We start from the raw sequence: 15,818 nt of genomic DNA, 5'->3' as shown, positions 1-15,818 counted from the left end.
ATATCTAACTAGTTAATTTAGCGAAACCCCAAAATGATGTTACATTTCTGTTTTTAAATTACGCTGTAGTGCTATGAGAAAAATCATCGTTTATACTATCACCATTTTTATTTTTTTACTTCCGTTATGGATGTGGATTTACTGGCAAATGACCAGCCCTCGAAATATGGAAGCATTTATTTTAGATAAAACGGTAATGACTACTGCCGGCGACAATCACAAGAGCTTCAATTTTGTGCTAACGAATAATAAATTTTCCAAGCAAAACGGGGATTTATATGATGAGACAAAAGATTACATGGGTTTTTTTCCGGAAGAATTTTTCATGTACACCATTAATGATTTAAGCCAAAGCAATACCCGGCAATTGGATTCACTTGTGAAGCATTATGACATGGCCTATTACACGGATATGAATGGTATCAACTATGACGAATGGTTTGTGGATGTGGGAGAAACTAAACGAAATGCCAATGAGCTCTTAGATATTGTGGGTGGGATTTTTGGAAGAACAAAAAAGAAAGAGCACGATAAACTAGTATATGGGGGCTTGGTGAAACAAGATGTGGAGTTTTTGCAAAAGATGAAGGAAAGTAAAAAGTTAATTCTTACCGAATTCAATATGCTTGCACCACCCACAAAATCGGTTTTTCGAAAACAAGCTGAAGATATGTTTGGAATACGTTGGACCGGCTGGATGGGGCGTTATTTTGATAACCTCGATACTGCAAAAACTCCCGAAGTTCCTGCCTGGCTGGTACATTTATATAAAAATCAAAACCACAACCAATGGCCGTTTACTAAATCCGGAATTGTGTTTATAAAAGATAACAATGAAGTAGTGATTTTGGAAAAGGATAAGGATTTAATTAATGATTTACCGGTAGTAACAACAAACGCCAGCGATAGAGAGCGGTTTAATGTACCCGAAAGAATTGAATTTCCTTTTTGGTTTGATATTATTCAAGCCTTGCCCAACAATCATTTAGTTAGTGAATATGAATTAGAAACAACTCCCGAAGGCGATAAAATCTTGGAACAACACAAGATTCCAAAACATTTTCCGGCCACCGTGGAGCATTATAAAGACGATTATAAATTCTACTATTTTGCAGGAGACTTTGCCGATAATCCACACGATAAAAATCGCATGAAAAAAATGCGTGGCATAACAAAGTTTAGGTATTTTTTATACATGAAGGAAGATAAAACCGACAGAAATCGCTTCTTCTGGGGCTATTACCAATCGGTAGTTTCAACCATCCTAAATCGATATTACGACGAAACTAAATTGAAGTAATACTGCAAATTATTTTCAAAAAAAGTAAGTAAAGCAAATCCAAAACTTTAGAAAGTCATAAAATAGGCGAATCACTAAACTAAAACTGATAAACCTAAAAACTCAACCACTTAAAAAATCTACAACCCCAAAATCAGCTAATCAGCTAATCAGCTAACCATTAAATCAGCTAATCATCAAATCGGCTAATCGGCTTATCAGCTAATCAACAAATCAATAATTCGTTTATATTTGTGTGAATTGAAAGATAGAAACGAATAAATTTATAATATCATGACGAAAATAAAATTTGGAACAGATGGCTGGAGAGCCGTTATCGCGAAAGAATTTACGGTTGAAAATGTAGCACGCGTTTCTGCCGCTACTGCTGAATGGTTGAAAAAGCAAAAGGCAAACCCAAGTGTTGTAGTTGGGCACGATTGCCGTTTTGCAGGCGAACTGTTTGCAGAAACGGTAGCAAAAGTGCTTACCAACAGTGGAATTAAAGTATATCTTGCCAAAGGTTTCGTATCCACACCAATGATATCAATGGGTGCAGTTGAGAAAAAAGCAGATCTGGGTATCATAATTACTGCAAGTCACAATCCTCCCGAATACAATGGATTTAAATTAAAAGGCAGTTATGGCGGGCCGCTTATCCCTGAAAAGGTACAAGAAATTGAAGATATTATTCCTGAAAAAAATCCGGTGAATTTGGATGCTATTTTTGTGGATGATTTAGTGAAATCAGGCGCGGTGGAATACATGGATTTAGAAACCATGTATTGCGAAAAAGTAGAAGCAAATTTTGATTTGGATGCTATCCGAAATTCAGGTTTGGAGTTTGCCTACGACGCTATGTTTGGCGCTGGTCAGAATGTAATGCGTCGACTTTTTCCTGAAATTACTTTTTTACATTGTGAAAATAACCCTTCCTTCGAAGGACAAGCACCGGAGCCCATTCATAAAAATTTGACGGAGTTTAGCGAGATGATTAAAATGAGCGGCAACATCGATTGTGGCTTGGTTACAGATGGTGATGCGGATCGAATTGGACTCTATGACAACGAAGGGAATTTTGTGGATTCGCACCACATCATCTTACTACTGATTCACTACCTATACAAGTACAAAGGCATGAGAGGCAAGGTGTGTACAGCTTTCAGCACCACCGAAAAAATTAAGAATATGTGCGAGCATTACGGTTTGGAGCTGGAAGTTGTGAAAATTGGTTTCAAATGGATTTGTGGAATTATGATTAAAGAAGATGTTTTGTTGGGCGGGGAAGAAAGTGGAGGAATTGCCATTAAAGGCCACATCCCAGAACGAGATGGTGTTTGGATGGGATTGGTAATTTGGGAATTTATGGCTAAAACAAAAAAATCGCTGAAAGAATTAATTCAGGAAGTATACGATATTACCGGTACATTTTGGTTTGAACGCAGCGATTTACGCCTTAAAGAAGATTTAAAAAACAAAATTGTAATTGCTTGTAATGAGCATAAGTACAAACAGTTTGGTAAATACAAAGTGGTGCGCGAAGAAAATTTAGACGGATATAAATATTTTTTCAACGATAAAGAATGGATGATGATTCGCGCATCAGGCACTGAACCTGTATTACGCACCTATGCCGAAGCTGCCAATAAAGAAGATGCATTTGCAATTCTTAAAGCAACCGAGGAAACATTATTAGCCTAATTAAGAGCTACAAAGGTTCATCTATACAGGTGAACCTTTGTGCTTTCTTCATCACAATATCTTTTATAAAAGTGTAACTCATCTTTCAACACGTGCTGTTCTGTCAAAATGTGCTAAGGGTACCAAAGTATATGATAGCAGTTGCGTTATCTGCGCTTATACAGCTCAGTCCCAATAAAGCATTTTCACAAATTGATAGCGTATCCAACTCAAGTCAGGCAAAGTTGCTAAAACAAAAAAGGCTTGCACTGGTTGTTGGGAGCGAAGTGGCAATATATGGCGGTTTAATGATTGGATTAAATAGCTTATGGTATAAGGATTATCCAAAGTCGAGTTTTCATTTCTTTAACGACAACAAAGAGTGGTTGCAAATGGACAAGATTGGGCACGCCACCACAGCTTATTACGTTGGTAAATTGGGAATAGAAGTAATGGATTGGACGGGTATTAAGCACCGCAATGCTATTATTTTTGGAGGTAGTTTAGGTTCCATTTTTCTCACCACTATCGAAATTTTTGATGGCTATTCAAAAGAATGGGGCTTCTCAAAAGGTGATATCCTTGCAAATACCCTAGGGTCAGCCTTGGTAATAGGAGAGGAGTTGTTGTGGAATGAGCAACGTATTTGCATTAAATTTTCAAACACACCAAGTCCTTATGCCAAATACCGTCCAGCGGTTTTAGGTGCAAATTTTCAAGAACGTATTATTAAGGATTACAATGCGCAAACATATTGGTTGAGCTTTAATATTGGATCCTTTTTAAGCACTGAAAGTAAGTTTCCGAAGTGGCTGAATGTGGCTGTTGGTTATGGAGCAGATGGGATGCTCGGAGGAAACAATAATCCCGATTTTGATTCGAATGGTAATGCATTACCAGTTTTTAAGCGGCAACGCCAATATTACCTTTCAGCAGATATTGAACTCTCAAAAATAAAAACTAAATCTCCCTTTCTAAAAGCACTTTTTAAAACAATTGGCTTTATCAAATTCCCATCCCCTACGCTCGAATTAAATGAACACAGTGGGTTAAAATTTCGCCCTTTCTTTTTTTAAATGGAGAAATTATTTTTTATCAGCCTTTAAGCGCTCTTCTCTATTTGCTATATCCCAACCGGTAAAAAACGCCAGCTTAGCTGTAAACATAAGTTTCCCAAAGTTTATTTTATTCAGCGTATCGCTTGGTTTATGATAATCTTTATGGGTTCCGTTAAAATAAAATATAATTGGAATCCCTTTTTTGGCAAAGTTATAATGGTCGCTTCGGGTGTAATAATGATTGGGCTCATTATCAACATTGTATTTATAATCAATATCCATTTTCTGGTAAGTATTGTTCGCTTTCTCATTGATGCCCCGCAATTCACTACTTAGTTTATCATCACCGATTACATATACATAATTTGGAGTCTTTTCATGAGCTTCATCACACCTACCAATCATATCAATATTTAAATCCACTACAGTATTCTCAAGCGGATGAACAGGATGTTGAGAATAGTATTCAGAACCAAGTAATCCTTTTTCTTCACCCGAAAAGAAAATAAATAAAATACTTCGTCGGGGGCCCTTTCCAATTTTTTTTGCAAGTGAATATGCTTGCGCAATTTCAAGCAATCCAACTGTTCCCGAACCATCGTCGTCAGCACCCGGATAAATCACACCATCATGCATTCCTAAATGATCATAATGAGCGGAGTAAACAACGTACTCGCCTTTTTTGTCACTTCCTTCAATGATTCCGAGCACATTAGAAGACGTTCTTTTAATACTAACTTTGGTATATACAACTTTTGCTTTTACTTTTAGTTTAAGCCCTTTTGGCGAGGAACTTGAAGTAAGTTTTTTTTCAAATTTGTTATAATCCTTTCCTGCACTTTCAAATATTGAAACTGCCATATCTCTGGAAATGTAATATACATTACAATATTGACTGCGTTCGGAAGAGTCATTCTCAAAACGCATCGGACGATTTTTAATTCTAAAATTATTATCCACATCTTCCTTGGCGTTCTTCACAACAACCAACAACATTTTTACTCCATTATCAGTAGCAGCTTTCATTTTGCTTTCCCAGCGGTTGCTCCAAGCAGATGGGGTGCTGTTTCCACTGAGCAAATAAGTGCTATCGTTAATCTGTGGCTCTCCTTGATGAATCATTACTATACTTCCTTTTGCATCTAAATCCTTGTAATCATTATATTTTTCATCTTCAATTCCATAGCCACCAAAATAAATTTTATCTGTTTCAGTAGAATCGTTGCGATTAAAATTAAGGTAACTGTAAAAATCTTGGTAATGCACAAAATTTTTATTGTTTACTTGAAACACCGCACGTTTAACTGTATCTTCTTTTAAATTATAAGTTTGTACAAAAGTGTTATTTTCACCTGCAGGTTTTACTCCCATAAATTTAAGTTTAGCGCTTAGGTATTTTTCGGCTTCTTTTTGTCCGGGATATCCGGTCTCGCGACCTTCGTATTTAGCAGATGTTAGCTCCGTTAAATGCATTCTTAAATCTTTCCCGGTGATGGTTTTTGAAACATTAAATGCTGCGGTATCTATTGGTAATGGAGGATATAAAACATGCATCAAGCTATCCCAAGAGGCATGATAATCCCTGTAATATAAAGCCGAATCAAACTTCATAATGGCTGTATCTTGGGCTGCTGCACTAATGTATAAACAAACTAATATGCAAAGGGCACATATTTTTTTTAACATAAAGTAAATTGAATTAAGTATTAGAATTTTAATGTTATTTCAATCCCAAATAGGCAAGTATGTTTTTAGCTCCATCCTTGCCTTCCTGAACAGCATTCACTACTTCCTTTCCTCCATTAACACAGTCGCCACCGGCAAATACACCTTTAAGATTCGTTGCTGTAGTAGCTTCAATTTTAATTTTCCCACTCGAATTAGCTAAACCCGCAGTATTTACAAGTGTCTCAAATGGGATTTGTCCGGCCGCTTTTATTACCATATCTACCTCAAGGGTAATTGTTTCGTTTGTTGCAACGGGTGATTTTCTTCCACTTGCATCCGGTTCGCCCAATTTCATTTTAGTGCAAACCAAATGTTTCACTTTGCCATTTTCACTCACAATTTCTTTAGGCGATGCGAGCCAAATAAAACTGCAACCATCCAGTCGGGCAATATCCAATTCTTCTTGTGTACAAGGTTTTTCAGCTTCTGTGCGGCGATAAATCATGGTTACTTCTTTCGCTCCGAGTCGTTTTGATTGGGTAGCCGCATCAATTGCTGTCATCCCCATTCCAATAACGGCTACTTTATCACCTACGGGAGTTTTTGAATAATCTTGTGTACGCAGCTTATAAATAAATGAAATGGCATCTTCCACACCGGCTGCATCTTCTCCCGGAATTCCTAATTCACGCGCAACACCAACACCGATTCCCAAAAATACTGCGTCGTATTTTTTTTGTAACTCAGTCAATTCAATATCTTTTCCCAAAGCAGTAGAGTACTTGATGCTGATTCCTCCAAGCGAAAGTATGTAATCAACTTCTTCCTTACAAAACTCAGGTGTAACTTTATACGCAGCCACACCATAGGTCATTAAACCTCCACCCTTAGCCTCCTTTTCATAAATGGTAACATCCACTCCTTCGAGCGAAAGCGCATGAGCACAAGCTAATCCGGCAGGACCTGCTCCAATAACAGCCACTTTTTTACCATTGGAAACTTTGCGGCTGAATAATTTCCATTTTTGAGCAATTGCTTTTTCGGTTGAATAGCGTTGAAGTTTTGCAATGTGTATAGGCGTTTCATGTAGTAAATTATACACACAAGCACCTTCACATAACTTCTCCACCGGACAAACCTTACTGCATCCACCACCCATAATGTTCGAACTCAAAATCGTTTTTGCCGAGCCGCGTACATTATCAGTGGTTATTTGCTTTATAAATTGTGGAACATCTATGCTTGTAGGGCAAGATTTTGTGCAGGGTGCATCGTAACAAAACAAACAACGATTCGCTTCTATCAGCGCTCCTTCATCGGTTTCAAATGCAGGGTGCACATCCGAAAAGTTGTGCGCATATTCTACCTTGCTCAATCGATTTGCTTCAATCATTTCTTATGACTTTTTGGTTTAATAAATGCGATAATTTGAGACTACAATTCAACCAATTTACCATACGTCTCCGGTCTGCGGTCACGGAAAAACTGCCAGGTGGAACGCACAGTATCAATTAAATCCAAATCAAAATCTGCAATTAATAATTCATCCTTATCCTCGCTGGCACAGGCAAATATTTGTCCTCTCGGATCAACAAAATAAGAGGTACCATAAAATTTACCGAGATTCCATGGTTTTTCTGTACCCACTCTATTAATACATCCCATAAAATAACCATTTGCCGCAGCATGTGCAGGTTGCTCTAACTTCCATAAATATTGAGATAAACCTGCAACAGTTGCCGATGGATTATATACTATTTCTGCACCATTTAAACCCAAACACCTTGCTCCATCCGGAAAGTGACGGTCGTAACAAATGTATACCCCAACCTTAGCGTATTTGGTTTGAAAAACAGGATAGCCTAAATTTCCGGGTTTAAAAAAGAATTTTTCCCAAAAACCTGTGGTGTGGGGAATGTGATTTTTACGATATTTTCCAAGGTATGTACCATCTGCATCAATAACTGCAGCGGTATTATAGAGCACACCGGCTTGTTCCTTTTCATAAATGGGAACTATAATCACCATGTTGTATTTCTTAGCATAAGTGGCCATCAAATCAGTTGTAGGACCCGGTACACTTTCAGCCGATTCATACCAAGCTTTATCTTGACCAGGACAGAAATAGGGAGTATTAAATATTTCTTGCAAACACAAAATCTGAACACCTTTTTTTCCCGCTTCTTCAATCAGAGGAATGTGCTTTTGAACCATTGCATCTATAATTTCCTTTATAGTTCCTTCTCCTTCCGTTTTGGGCAAACTCATTTGAATGAGTCCTGATTTAATCATTCGTGGCATAGCTTTATTTTTTTAGTTTTTAAATGGACCTCTCTAAAATTGTTCGGTTAAAGATAATTTTTTTTGAATACAAAAGCGAAAACTTGTTTTTTTTAACGGTCTTGCAATTTATTATTAACTTCGATTGTCCTTAACCTGTCAATTTAACCCTATGAACAAGAAGTTGTTTTTTTTAATCTGTTTCTGCCTGGTAGTAAATTCTTTGTTTGCTCAAGGAATCGACAAACCCCGCTATCAAATTGTTACCCACCGCGCCGGTAGTTATTTAGGTACATTCAAATTAGAATTATTCCCTTTAATAGCGCCCAACCATACTCGAAATTTTGACAGCCTGGCTTTAGCTTTAGCTTTTGATAGTACTGCTTTTCACAGAGTTCTTCCAGGTTTTGTTATTCAGGGTGGTGATCCCAACTCAATTCATGGTCCAATATCCACTTGGGGTCAGGGAAATGTTAATCAACCAACCGTTAATGCTGAATTTAGTGCCGTGCAGCACTTGCGTGGTATTATTGGTGCTGCGCGGGATAACAACATAAATAGCGCTTCTTCTCAGTTTTATATTTGTGTAGCACCCGCCCCAAATTTAAATGGACAATATACTGTTTTTGGAAAGGTAACTGAAGGTATGAATATAGTCGATACCATTGTTAATTCACCAAAAGATTTGAATGATGTGCCGCTTCAAAAAATTGAAATGTTTGTTACCTATATTGGTGTAAATAATACAATACCGACTGCTCCATCCTTAATTTCACCTGCAAATAACAGTGTAAATGTGGGAAATACTCAAAATATTACTTGGTCAAGCAGCAATGATGCAATACTTTATACTGCCGAGTTTAGTGTAGATTCGCTATTTTCCATGGTGAATTATACCCGAATTGTTGGTGTAAACGCTACCGGTTTACCAAATGTATTAGGAAATACAAAATATTTTTGGCGTGTGAAAGCAAACAACGGCGGGCATGAAAGCGCTTATTCAAATGTTAGAGCATTCACTACTAAAGCTGCTCCACAATTAGTTTTGCCAATCAATTTGGATACAGGTATTGTGTTAAATCCTCTTTGTAAATGGACAAAAGTACCGGGAGCTACTACCTACTTGTTACAAATTGCAACCAATACAAGTTTCACTTCCGGGTCGCTTGCATACTATCAAGCAGGGATTACCGATACCATTAATCAAGCTACAGGTTTACTTCCAAACACAACATATTTTTGGCGCGTAAGGGGAAACCAAGGTACAAGTCAGGGACTTTCTTCTCAAATTTTTTCCTTTAAAACTGGCGTTAATTTAGGAATTCGAAATCCAAACGCCGGAACGGAAACAGTTTCATTAAAATCAGTTTTTCCAAATCCAATTCAAGAAGAATTTACTGCATCAATTGAGTCTAAATTAGCAGGTTCTGCATATATAAAGATACATGACGCTAGCGGAAAAGTAGTTTTAAGCGAAAAAAGAAATGCACTTTCCGGGCCTAACGATTTTAAAATTAATTCAAGCAAACTTTCAAAAGGTGTTTACTTTTTATCAATCGAAGTAAACAAGATTTTGCTTACTGAAAAAATTGAAATTGAATAATATCTTCTCATCTTTGTAATTGAATTTAGTATTAAACATGAATAATTTTATCCCTGAATCAAAAGTTTGGATTTACCAAGCCGATAGAGCGTTAACTGACCAAGAGGTAGTCTTAATTAAAAAGGATGCTGTCACATTTATTGATAACTGGACCGCACACGGAAAATTACTAAAATCTCAACTTGAAATATTCTACAATCGATTTTTAGTCTTATTTGTCGACGAATCGCAAGCAAATGCAAGTGGTTGCGGAATTGATAAATCCATTCATTTTTTTCAAAACATAGAAAAACAACTCAACATCAATTTGATGAATCGCCTTTTGGTTGCCTATAAAATAAATGATGAGGTTATAACTTGTTCCCTTTCCAACTTCGAAAAGAAAATTGAATTGGGTGAAATTACGCCTGAAACAATTGTGTTTAATAATTTGGTGAGCAATAAAGCTGATTTTGAAAGCAATTGGGAAATTCCATTAATAGATAGTTGGCACAGTAAGATGCTAGTTTAGCATAAAAAATCATCCTTTTATACTTCATTCATCGTTACCATTCGTTTAAAGTGCGTTATATCTTTGAACCATGGAAATAAACGACATTACCTTCAAAATTAGAGGAGCCATTTTTACAGTTCATAAGGAACTTGGTCCCGGCTTACTCGAAAGTGTTTACGAAGCTGCATTAGCTTATGAACTCGACAAATGCGGTTTGAGTTTTAGAACCCAAATCGGTGTACCTGTAATTTATAAGGGCGAAAATTTGGACATAGGCTTTCGCCTCGATATCATAGTGGAAGAAACCGTGATTATTGAATTAAAATCAGTAGAAGCGATTCATGGAGTTCATTACAAACAATTACTTACTTATTTAAGATTAGCAAAAAAACCGCTAGGAATATTAGTCAATTTTAATGTATCTAGCTTAGTAGATAAAGTAAGCCTCATTAGAGTCATTAACTAGTTATTCAAATCTCTGAAAAATCTGTGAAAATCCGCGAAATCTGTGAGAACCCTCCAATGCCGATTAATACCTCAAAACACACAAATTAATCCATTCTTAAAATTAAAGAGTACCAATCTTCTCCCCTTCAAAAGGCCAATTACCCTTATTTCTAGCAAATAATAAAAACAAAACTATTCCCGAAAGTATAACGCCAAAAGCCCCCGCAATATAAATCCATTCACTCGAAAAAAAGATAAATAACCACACTAAAATACCAATCAAAGCAGGCAATGGAAAAAACCACATTTTATAAGGCATTTCTACCTTTTTTCTTCTCAATAATATAACCCCAACAGATTGACTTACAAACTGAATTAAAATGCGCATTACGATAATGGCAGTTATAACTTCTTTTAATTTAAAGAGCAAACTAAAAACAAAAGCAACGGCAGCAAGAATGAGAAGCGAAACATGTGGAAAATTTTTGGTAGGATGCACTTTTGCAAAAACGGAAAAGTAATTACCATCCACCGCTGCAGCGTAAGGCACTCTGGAATAGCCCAGCATTACTGCAAAAAGCGAAGCCAATGCAATCCAGAGAATTAAGCCCGTTGCGACAAGTCCGGTAGTATGACCATATATTTTTTCGAAAAAAGTACTTACAATAAAAGGAGAGTCTTTTGCTTCTTGCCAGGGAATAACGCCCAAGACAGAAATTTGCATCAATAAATACAAAACACTTATTCCGGCAATGGAAATAAAAATGCTTCTGGGAATGTTACGTTCCGGTTCTTTTATCTCAGCTCCGAGATGACATACATTATAATATCCTAAAAAACTATACACCGTTTTAATACTTGCTTGCCCTAATCCGGCAAAAAAAAGTGTCGTGGTCCAATCTGCTCCACCCGAAAAATCAAATGCTTGCGCCGAATTAAAATGGGTGAATCCACTAAAAATTAACCAGGCAAATGTGAGTAAAACGCCTGCCCACAAAAGCACCGATATTTTTCCAACATCCGAAATATTTCGATAAAGCAATAAAGTTATCACAATAACTAAGGCACCTGAAACAGCTTTTTGCTGCCAAATATCCAAAGGCACTAAATAAGAAAAGTACTGCGAAAACCCAATGGCGCCGCTTGCAATCACCAAAGGTGCTTGAATAGTTGTTTGCCAGATATACAAAAAGGAGAATAAATTTCCCCATTTCTTTTCACCAAAAAGTTTTTTTAAAAACTGATAACTTCCACCCGCTTCGGGCCACTTGGCACCTAATTCTGCCCACACAAATCCATCTGCAAAAGCAAGAATGGCTCCCAAAAGCCACGCAAATAAACAGGTTGGACCATTCATTGCTCCGATTATAAAGGGCATAGTTACAAATGGCCCAATACCAACCATATCAATCATATTGATGGCTGTTGATTCTGTTAAACCAAGTGAACGTTTTAGTTTCGTACTCATACTTTAATATAGGGGTTCCAATCCCAAAATTTTAGCTGAGCTGAATTAATCTGAAAATGGGCGATTACCTGCTCAACGGCACTCTCTCGCACCACTAATAGTAAGTTTTTAATGTTGGCAGAAGGCTCCAGCAATCGCTTCAATACCTCCGAAAATCCTTGGTCTTTAAGTTCGAGCGGTCCAATTTCATCAATAATGAGTAGCTCCGGAGCACGCTTCATTGCTTCATGTAATTGCTCAATTGCCCAATCAAACGCAGTTTTCGAAAATTTGTACTTGCCAATTTCGAGGGTATTTATTTCGTTGGAATCGGCTTCCATTTTAAATTTTTCCTTTGATGCTATAGCATAAAAATAGCGCCGCCCGGCAATAACAGGGCTCAGTATTCCAGAACAGTTTGGATGTTCCTTACTATAATTTAAAAGATAAGTGGTTTTGCCACGCTGAATTTGCCCGCTAAGAATGTATATCTGCATTTTGTTTTGCAAGCAACATAAAAAAAGTAAATCGCACAAATGTACTAATTCGCTTGAAGCTCCGTTTGGTAGAAGTTCTTTGCCAGCACTGCTCACTAATGTATTTCATTTCCGGAATTAGTTTTAAAATACTATCCACTTCTTTCGAAAATTTACTTTGTTGTTTTGCGAGCCATTTTTGAAATAGCATCAATAAAATTGGCGCGACAATAAAATACCAAAGAAGCAAAAAAATGCTTGATCGTAAAATTAATTTAAATGCCTTACTTCCTAGAATAGGGGGCATTTTGCCAGGAAAAAATGTTTCATAAAGGGCAACAAATAGTAGTATAAAAAGTATCCAATAAATGGGTTTTGTAAAACGGTTTTTTGTGGTTTTTTTCAAAGGAAAAAGCGTCAATGTAGTTGGAACCTCAAATTTTTGGGTATTAAACTCGAAAGCAGATTGCGAAAAAAAATGAGGTAGTCTTCCCGAAAAAATCCCAACAAATATGCCGGCTATTAAATGCAGACCTAAGTAAACTGCAATAAGGTAAATACTATAGGAAATGGAACTAAGACCCATCATTTTATTAATGCTGTTTAAAAATTCATCCAGTGCCTTCCAAAAATCTACACCAAAAATTAAGGTTAAAATAATAAGTTTTTGAAAGGCCGATTGAAGCAAAGAGGCTATCCCCAAAAGTAAACACGACAAAGTAAAAGGCATTCCGCTTAAGAATAACAATTCACCCATTGCACCTTGCAAGAGTACTGCGAAATAAGCACTTACAGGGGTGTGTGGACTGAGTAATGCTTTAATTATTATTACCAAAAGGGTTGCTTTTATGATTTCTCCCTTGGAGGGACCTTGAAGGGCTATAGCCACCATGCATAAGACTGCAAATGACGATAAGATTAATCCGGCAAATGGAATGTGAAAGGCATGCAAGATACCCCCCAAAAATGCTTCACTAAATGCCCATAAGGCAGTTATCCTTAATCTTATATTGGTGGATGTTGTGGTCACTTTTCAGATTTATATGCTAACACCACTAATTTATCGCCCACATTAATCTTTCCTCCGGAATCGGTAAGTAAATTTTGTCCAAATAATACTTTATTCTTTTGGGTTCTATATTTACTGAGTGTTTTTAATGGCTCTTTACTTTGTGTTGCGTCTTCCTGATTAATTGTTGTAATGGCACATCGCCCGCATGGTTTTGCACCCACAAAGTTCACTTCGCCAATTTTAAATTTTAACCAAGTATCTTCATCAAAAGCTTCTCCTCCCTCAAAAACAAAATTTGGTCGAAAGCGGTTCATCGGAATTGTTTTTTCTAATTTGGAGTTTAAATTGTTTAATGATTCTTCTCCAATAATTAAATAAGGAAAGCCGTCTGAAAAGCTGGTTATTTCTTTATTATGGGCAAATTTTGTATCCACCTGACGATGTGTACTTTCGGGCATATATACTAATTTGCAATTCATGTTGAGGGTTAAATTCAACCATTTATCTGCCTCTTCATTCCAATGCAATGCCACGCATGTATCGTCCCAAACGGTCACAAGGAGTGATTCTCCATGCGTAATAGCGAATGGAATGAAAATTTTATTTTCAGGAAAATGCTTGTGAAACAATTCAAAACCATTGGTATCTAAACGCGTTCCAATCAAAGCCATGTTTGAATTTTCACGTTGTGTAATAAATTTATTTTGCTCATCTACAATCATCCAACGCCTGTCATATCTTAATCCTCGCTGCTCGGCTAATGCCGAAGTAAGAGCAATGCCGCCTAACGATTTAACCGGATAAATTGTAATTTGTGATAACCTAAGTTCTTTCATTTGTTTTCAAAATTACTATTCCTTGCTTACAATCGCACAGAAAAAAAATTAACTTTACAATTAAATAAATAGTGAATGATCTCCTTTATTCTAAATGATAAATTAATTTCTACACACTTGCCACCCGGTATGGTAATGTTAGATTTTATAAGGTATGAACAAAATTTAAAAGGAACTAAAATAGGGTGCCGTGAAGGCGATTGTGGAGCTTGTACCGTGCTTGTTGGCGCTTTCGAAAATGAAAAATTAGTCTATAAATCTATGACTTCTTGCCTTATGCCGCTTGGAAATGCACAAGGTAAACACATTGTTTCGGTAGAAGGTATTAACAGTAAAGAATTAACTCCTGTTCAGCAAGCAATTGTGAACGAAGGAGGAACCCAATGCGGATTTTGTACAGTTGGATTTGTAATGTCGTTGGTAGGTTTTTGCATGAGCGTAAAAACTCCGAATTATTCCAATGCTATAGCTGCTATAGATGGCAACATTTGCAGATGCACCGGATACAAATCCCTCGAAAGAGCCGCTGCCAGTATTGTAGCTCAAGTGGCTAACAGGAAGGAAGCCGACTTAATTCCTTGGCTCGTGGCGCAAAAATTTATTCCGGAATACTTCTTAACAATCGAAAAGCAGCTGAAAGAATTTAAAGCGCCTTCTGTGTCAAATGAAGTAAAAATTAAAGTGGGCGGCGGAACCGATTTGTATGTGCAAAAACACGAAAGCATGGTGCATGCCAATATTGATTTTGTTTTTGATAATCCGGTGTTGAATGGTATAAGAAAAGAAGCCAATATATTGCATTTGGGAGCATCTACAACTGTTGAAGATATTAGAGATAGTGCGCTGATGAAGCAGATTTTCCCTAATATAGGTAAGCATACAAAACTGATTTCATCAACACCTATACGAAATATGGCAAGCCTTGCCGGGAATTTCGTGAATGCCTCACCAATTGGGGATATGACAATTTTTTTCCTGGCTTTAAATGCATCACTAGTATTAAATAATCATGGAGTTAAGCGAACTATTTTATTGAAAGATTTTTATAAAGGCTATAAAACACTTGATAAAGCAGCTGATGAATATATCGAAGAAATTATGTTTGATTTGCCTTCTTCCACTTCGTTTTTTAATTTTGAAAAGGTAAGCAAGCGCACACATTTAGATATAGCCAGCGTTAACAGCGCAATGCTGCTTGAAGTTGTTGACGGCAAAATTTCAAAGGCAAATGTCTCTGCCGGTGGAGTTTTTGCATTTCCCAAATACCTGAATCAAACCTCTGAATTTTTAATTGGTAAAAATATTTCTGAAGAAGTAATTACGGATGCAGCCCAAATATTGCAAAATGAAATTGCGCCTATATCGGATGCCAGAGGTACGGCTGAATACAAAAGGTTGTTGGTACGTCAATTATTTTATGCTCATTTTATTCAACTTTTCCCTAACAGCATAAATGCTGAAAAACTGCTTTTAACTGCTGTGTAAATTTTCTACTCATTCTTTTACCAATGCTTGGTTAAAACAGGCTATGCTTTGCTA

14 protein-coding genes are annotated in these 15,818 nt (G+C 36.8%); 7 read left to right on the top strand and 7 right to left on the bottom strand.

Annotated features, from left to right (window positions below):
- Positions 1–73 precede the first annotated feature (73 nt).
- The 3 genes from IPP32_11265 (at position 74) to IPP32_11255 (ending at position 4,035) form a co-directional block, all read left to right on the top strand.
- On the top strand, positions 74–1,300 hold the full coding sequence (locus tag IPP32_11265) for a hypothetical protein (protein MBL0048660.1): 1,227 nt from the start codon (positions 74–76) through the stop codon (positions 1,298–1,300).
- 273 nt (positions 1,301–1,573) lie between these two features.
- The gene (locus IPP32_11260) at positions 1,574–2,980 is read left to right on the top strand and encodes a phosphoglucomutase/phosphomannomutase family protein (GenBank protein ID MBL0048659.1); all 1,407 of its coding nucleotides are present in this window, start codon (positions 1,574–1,576) and stop codon (positions 2,978–2,980) included.
- Positions 2,981–3,111: 131 nt separating this feature from the next.
- Positions 3,112–4,035: a DUF2279 domain-containing protein gene (locus IPP32_11255; GenBank protein MBL0048658.1), complete on the top strand. Its 924-nt coding sequence runs from the start codon at positions 3,112–3,114 to the stop codon at positions 4,033–4,035.
- 9 nt (positions 4,036–4,044) lie between these two features.
- Here the strand turns inward: IPP32_11255 and IPP32_11250 are convergent, their stop codons facing one another.
- The 3 genes from IPP32_11250 to IPP32_11240 are packed head-to-tail and all read right to left on the bottom strand — an operon-like array spanning position 4,045 to position 7,986.
- Complete coding sequence (locus IPP32_11250; protein MBL0048657.1) at positions 4,045–5,703, bottom strand: M28 family peptidase; 1,659 nt, start codon at positions 5,701–5,703, stop codon at positions 4,045–4,047.
- A gap of 34 nt (positions 5,704–5,737) precedes the next feature.
- Complete coding sequence (locus tag IPP32_11245; protein ID MBL0048656.1) at positions 5,738–7,078, bottom strand: NAD(P)-dependent oxidoreductase; 1,341 nt, start codon at positions 7,076–7,078, stop codon at positions 5,738–5,740.
- Between the two features lie 41 nt (positions 7,079–7,119).
- Positions 7,120–7,986, bottom strand: a complete 867-nt coding sequence (locus tag IPP32_11240; GenBank protein ID MBL0048655.1) for an acyltransferase — start codon at positions 7,984–7,986, stop codon at positions 7,120–7,122.
- A gap of 151 nt (positions 7,987–8,137) precedes the next feature.
- Between IPP32_11240 and IPP32_11235 the strand changes: the two genes are divergently transcribed.
- The 3 genes from IPP32_11235 (at position 8,138) to IPP32_11225 (ending at position 10,527) form a co-directional block, all read left to right on the top strand.
- A complete protein-coding gene (locus tag IPP32_11235) occupies positions 8,138–9,568 on the top strand; it encodes a peptidylprolyl isomerase (GenBank protein MBL0048654.1) in 1,431 nt (476 codons plus the stop codon).
- A 37-nt stretch (positions 9,569–9,605) separates the two neighbouring features.
- Positions 9,606–10,079 carry an ABC transporter ATPase gene (locus tag IPP32_11230; protein ID MBL0048653.1) on the top strand — a complete coding sequence of 158 codons (474 nt, stop codon included), beginning with the start codon at positions 9,606–9,608 and terminating at the stop codon, positions 10,077–10,079.
- A gap of 70 nt (positions 10,080–10,149) precedes the next feature.
- The gene (locus IPP32_11225) at positions 10,150–10,527 is read left to right on the top strand and encodes a GxxExxY protein (GenBank protein MBL0048652.1); all 378 of its coding nucleotides are present in this window, start codon (positions 10,150–10,152) and stop codon (positions 10,525–10,527) included.
- A gap of 102 nt (positions 10,528–10,629) precedes the next feature.
- Here IPP32_11225 and IPP32_11220 read toward each other — a convergent pair whose 3' ends face one another.
- The 4 genes from IPP32_11220 to IPP32_11205 are packed head-to-tail and all read right to left on the bottom strand — an operon-like array spanning position 10,630 to position 14,279.
- On the bottom strand, positions 10,630–11,976 hold the full coding sequence (locus IPP32_11220; GenBank protein ID MBL0048651.1) for an amino acid permease: 1,347 nt from the start codon (positions 11,974–11,976) through the stop codon (positions 10,630–10,632).
- Positions 11,973–12,452, bottom strand: a complete 480-nt coding sequence (locus IPP32_11215) for a hypothetical protein (protein MBL0048650.1) — start codon at positions 12,450–12,452, stop codon at positions 11,973–11,975. The genes IPP32_11220 and IPP32_11215 overlap by 4 nt, the downstream gene beginning before the upstream one ends.
- Positions 12,433–13,461, bottom strand: coding sequence for a hypothetical protein (locus tag IPP32_11210; protein MBL0048649.1), 1,029 nt, complete (start codon positions 13,459–13,461; stop codon positions 12,433–12,435). The genes IPP32_11215 and IPP32_11210 overlap by 20 nt, the downstream gene beginning before the upstream one ends.
- The gene (locus IPP32_11205; GenBank protein ID MBL0048648.1) at positions 13,458–14,279 is read right to left on the bottom strand and encodes an MOSC domain-containing protein; all 822 of its coding nucleotides are present in this window, start codon (positions 14,277–14,279) and stop codon (positions 13,458–13,460) included. Before IPP32_11205 ends, IPP32_11210 begins: the two co-directional genes overlap by 4 nt.
- A gap of 75 nt (positions 14,280–14,354) precedes the next feature.
- Between IPP32_11205 and IPP32_11200 the strand changes: the two genes are divergently transcribed.
- Entirely contained in the window at positions 14,355–15,764 is a 1,410-nt protein-coding gene (locus tag IPP32_11200; protein ID MBL0048647.1) for an FAD binding domain-containing protein, read from the top strand.
- Positions 15,765–15,818 lie beyond the last annotated feature (54 nt).

It is taken from the genome of Bacteroidota bacterium (genome assembly GCA_016721765.1).
Taxonomy (GTDB): Bacteria; Bacteroidota; Bacteroidia; order UBA4408; family UBA4408; genus UBA4408.
This window is presented reverse-complemented; position numbering and strand designations above follow the sequence as displayed.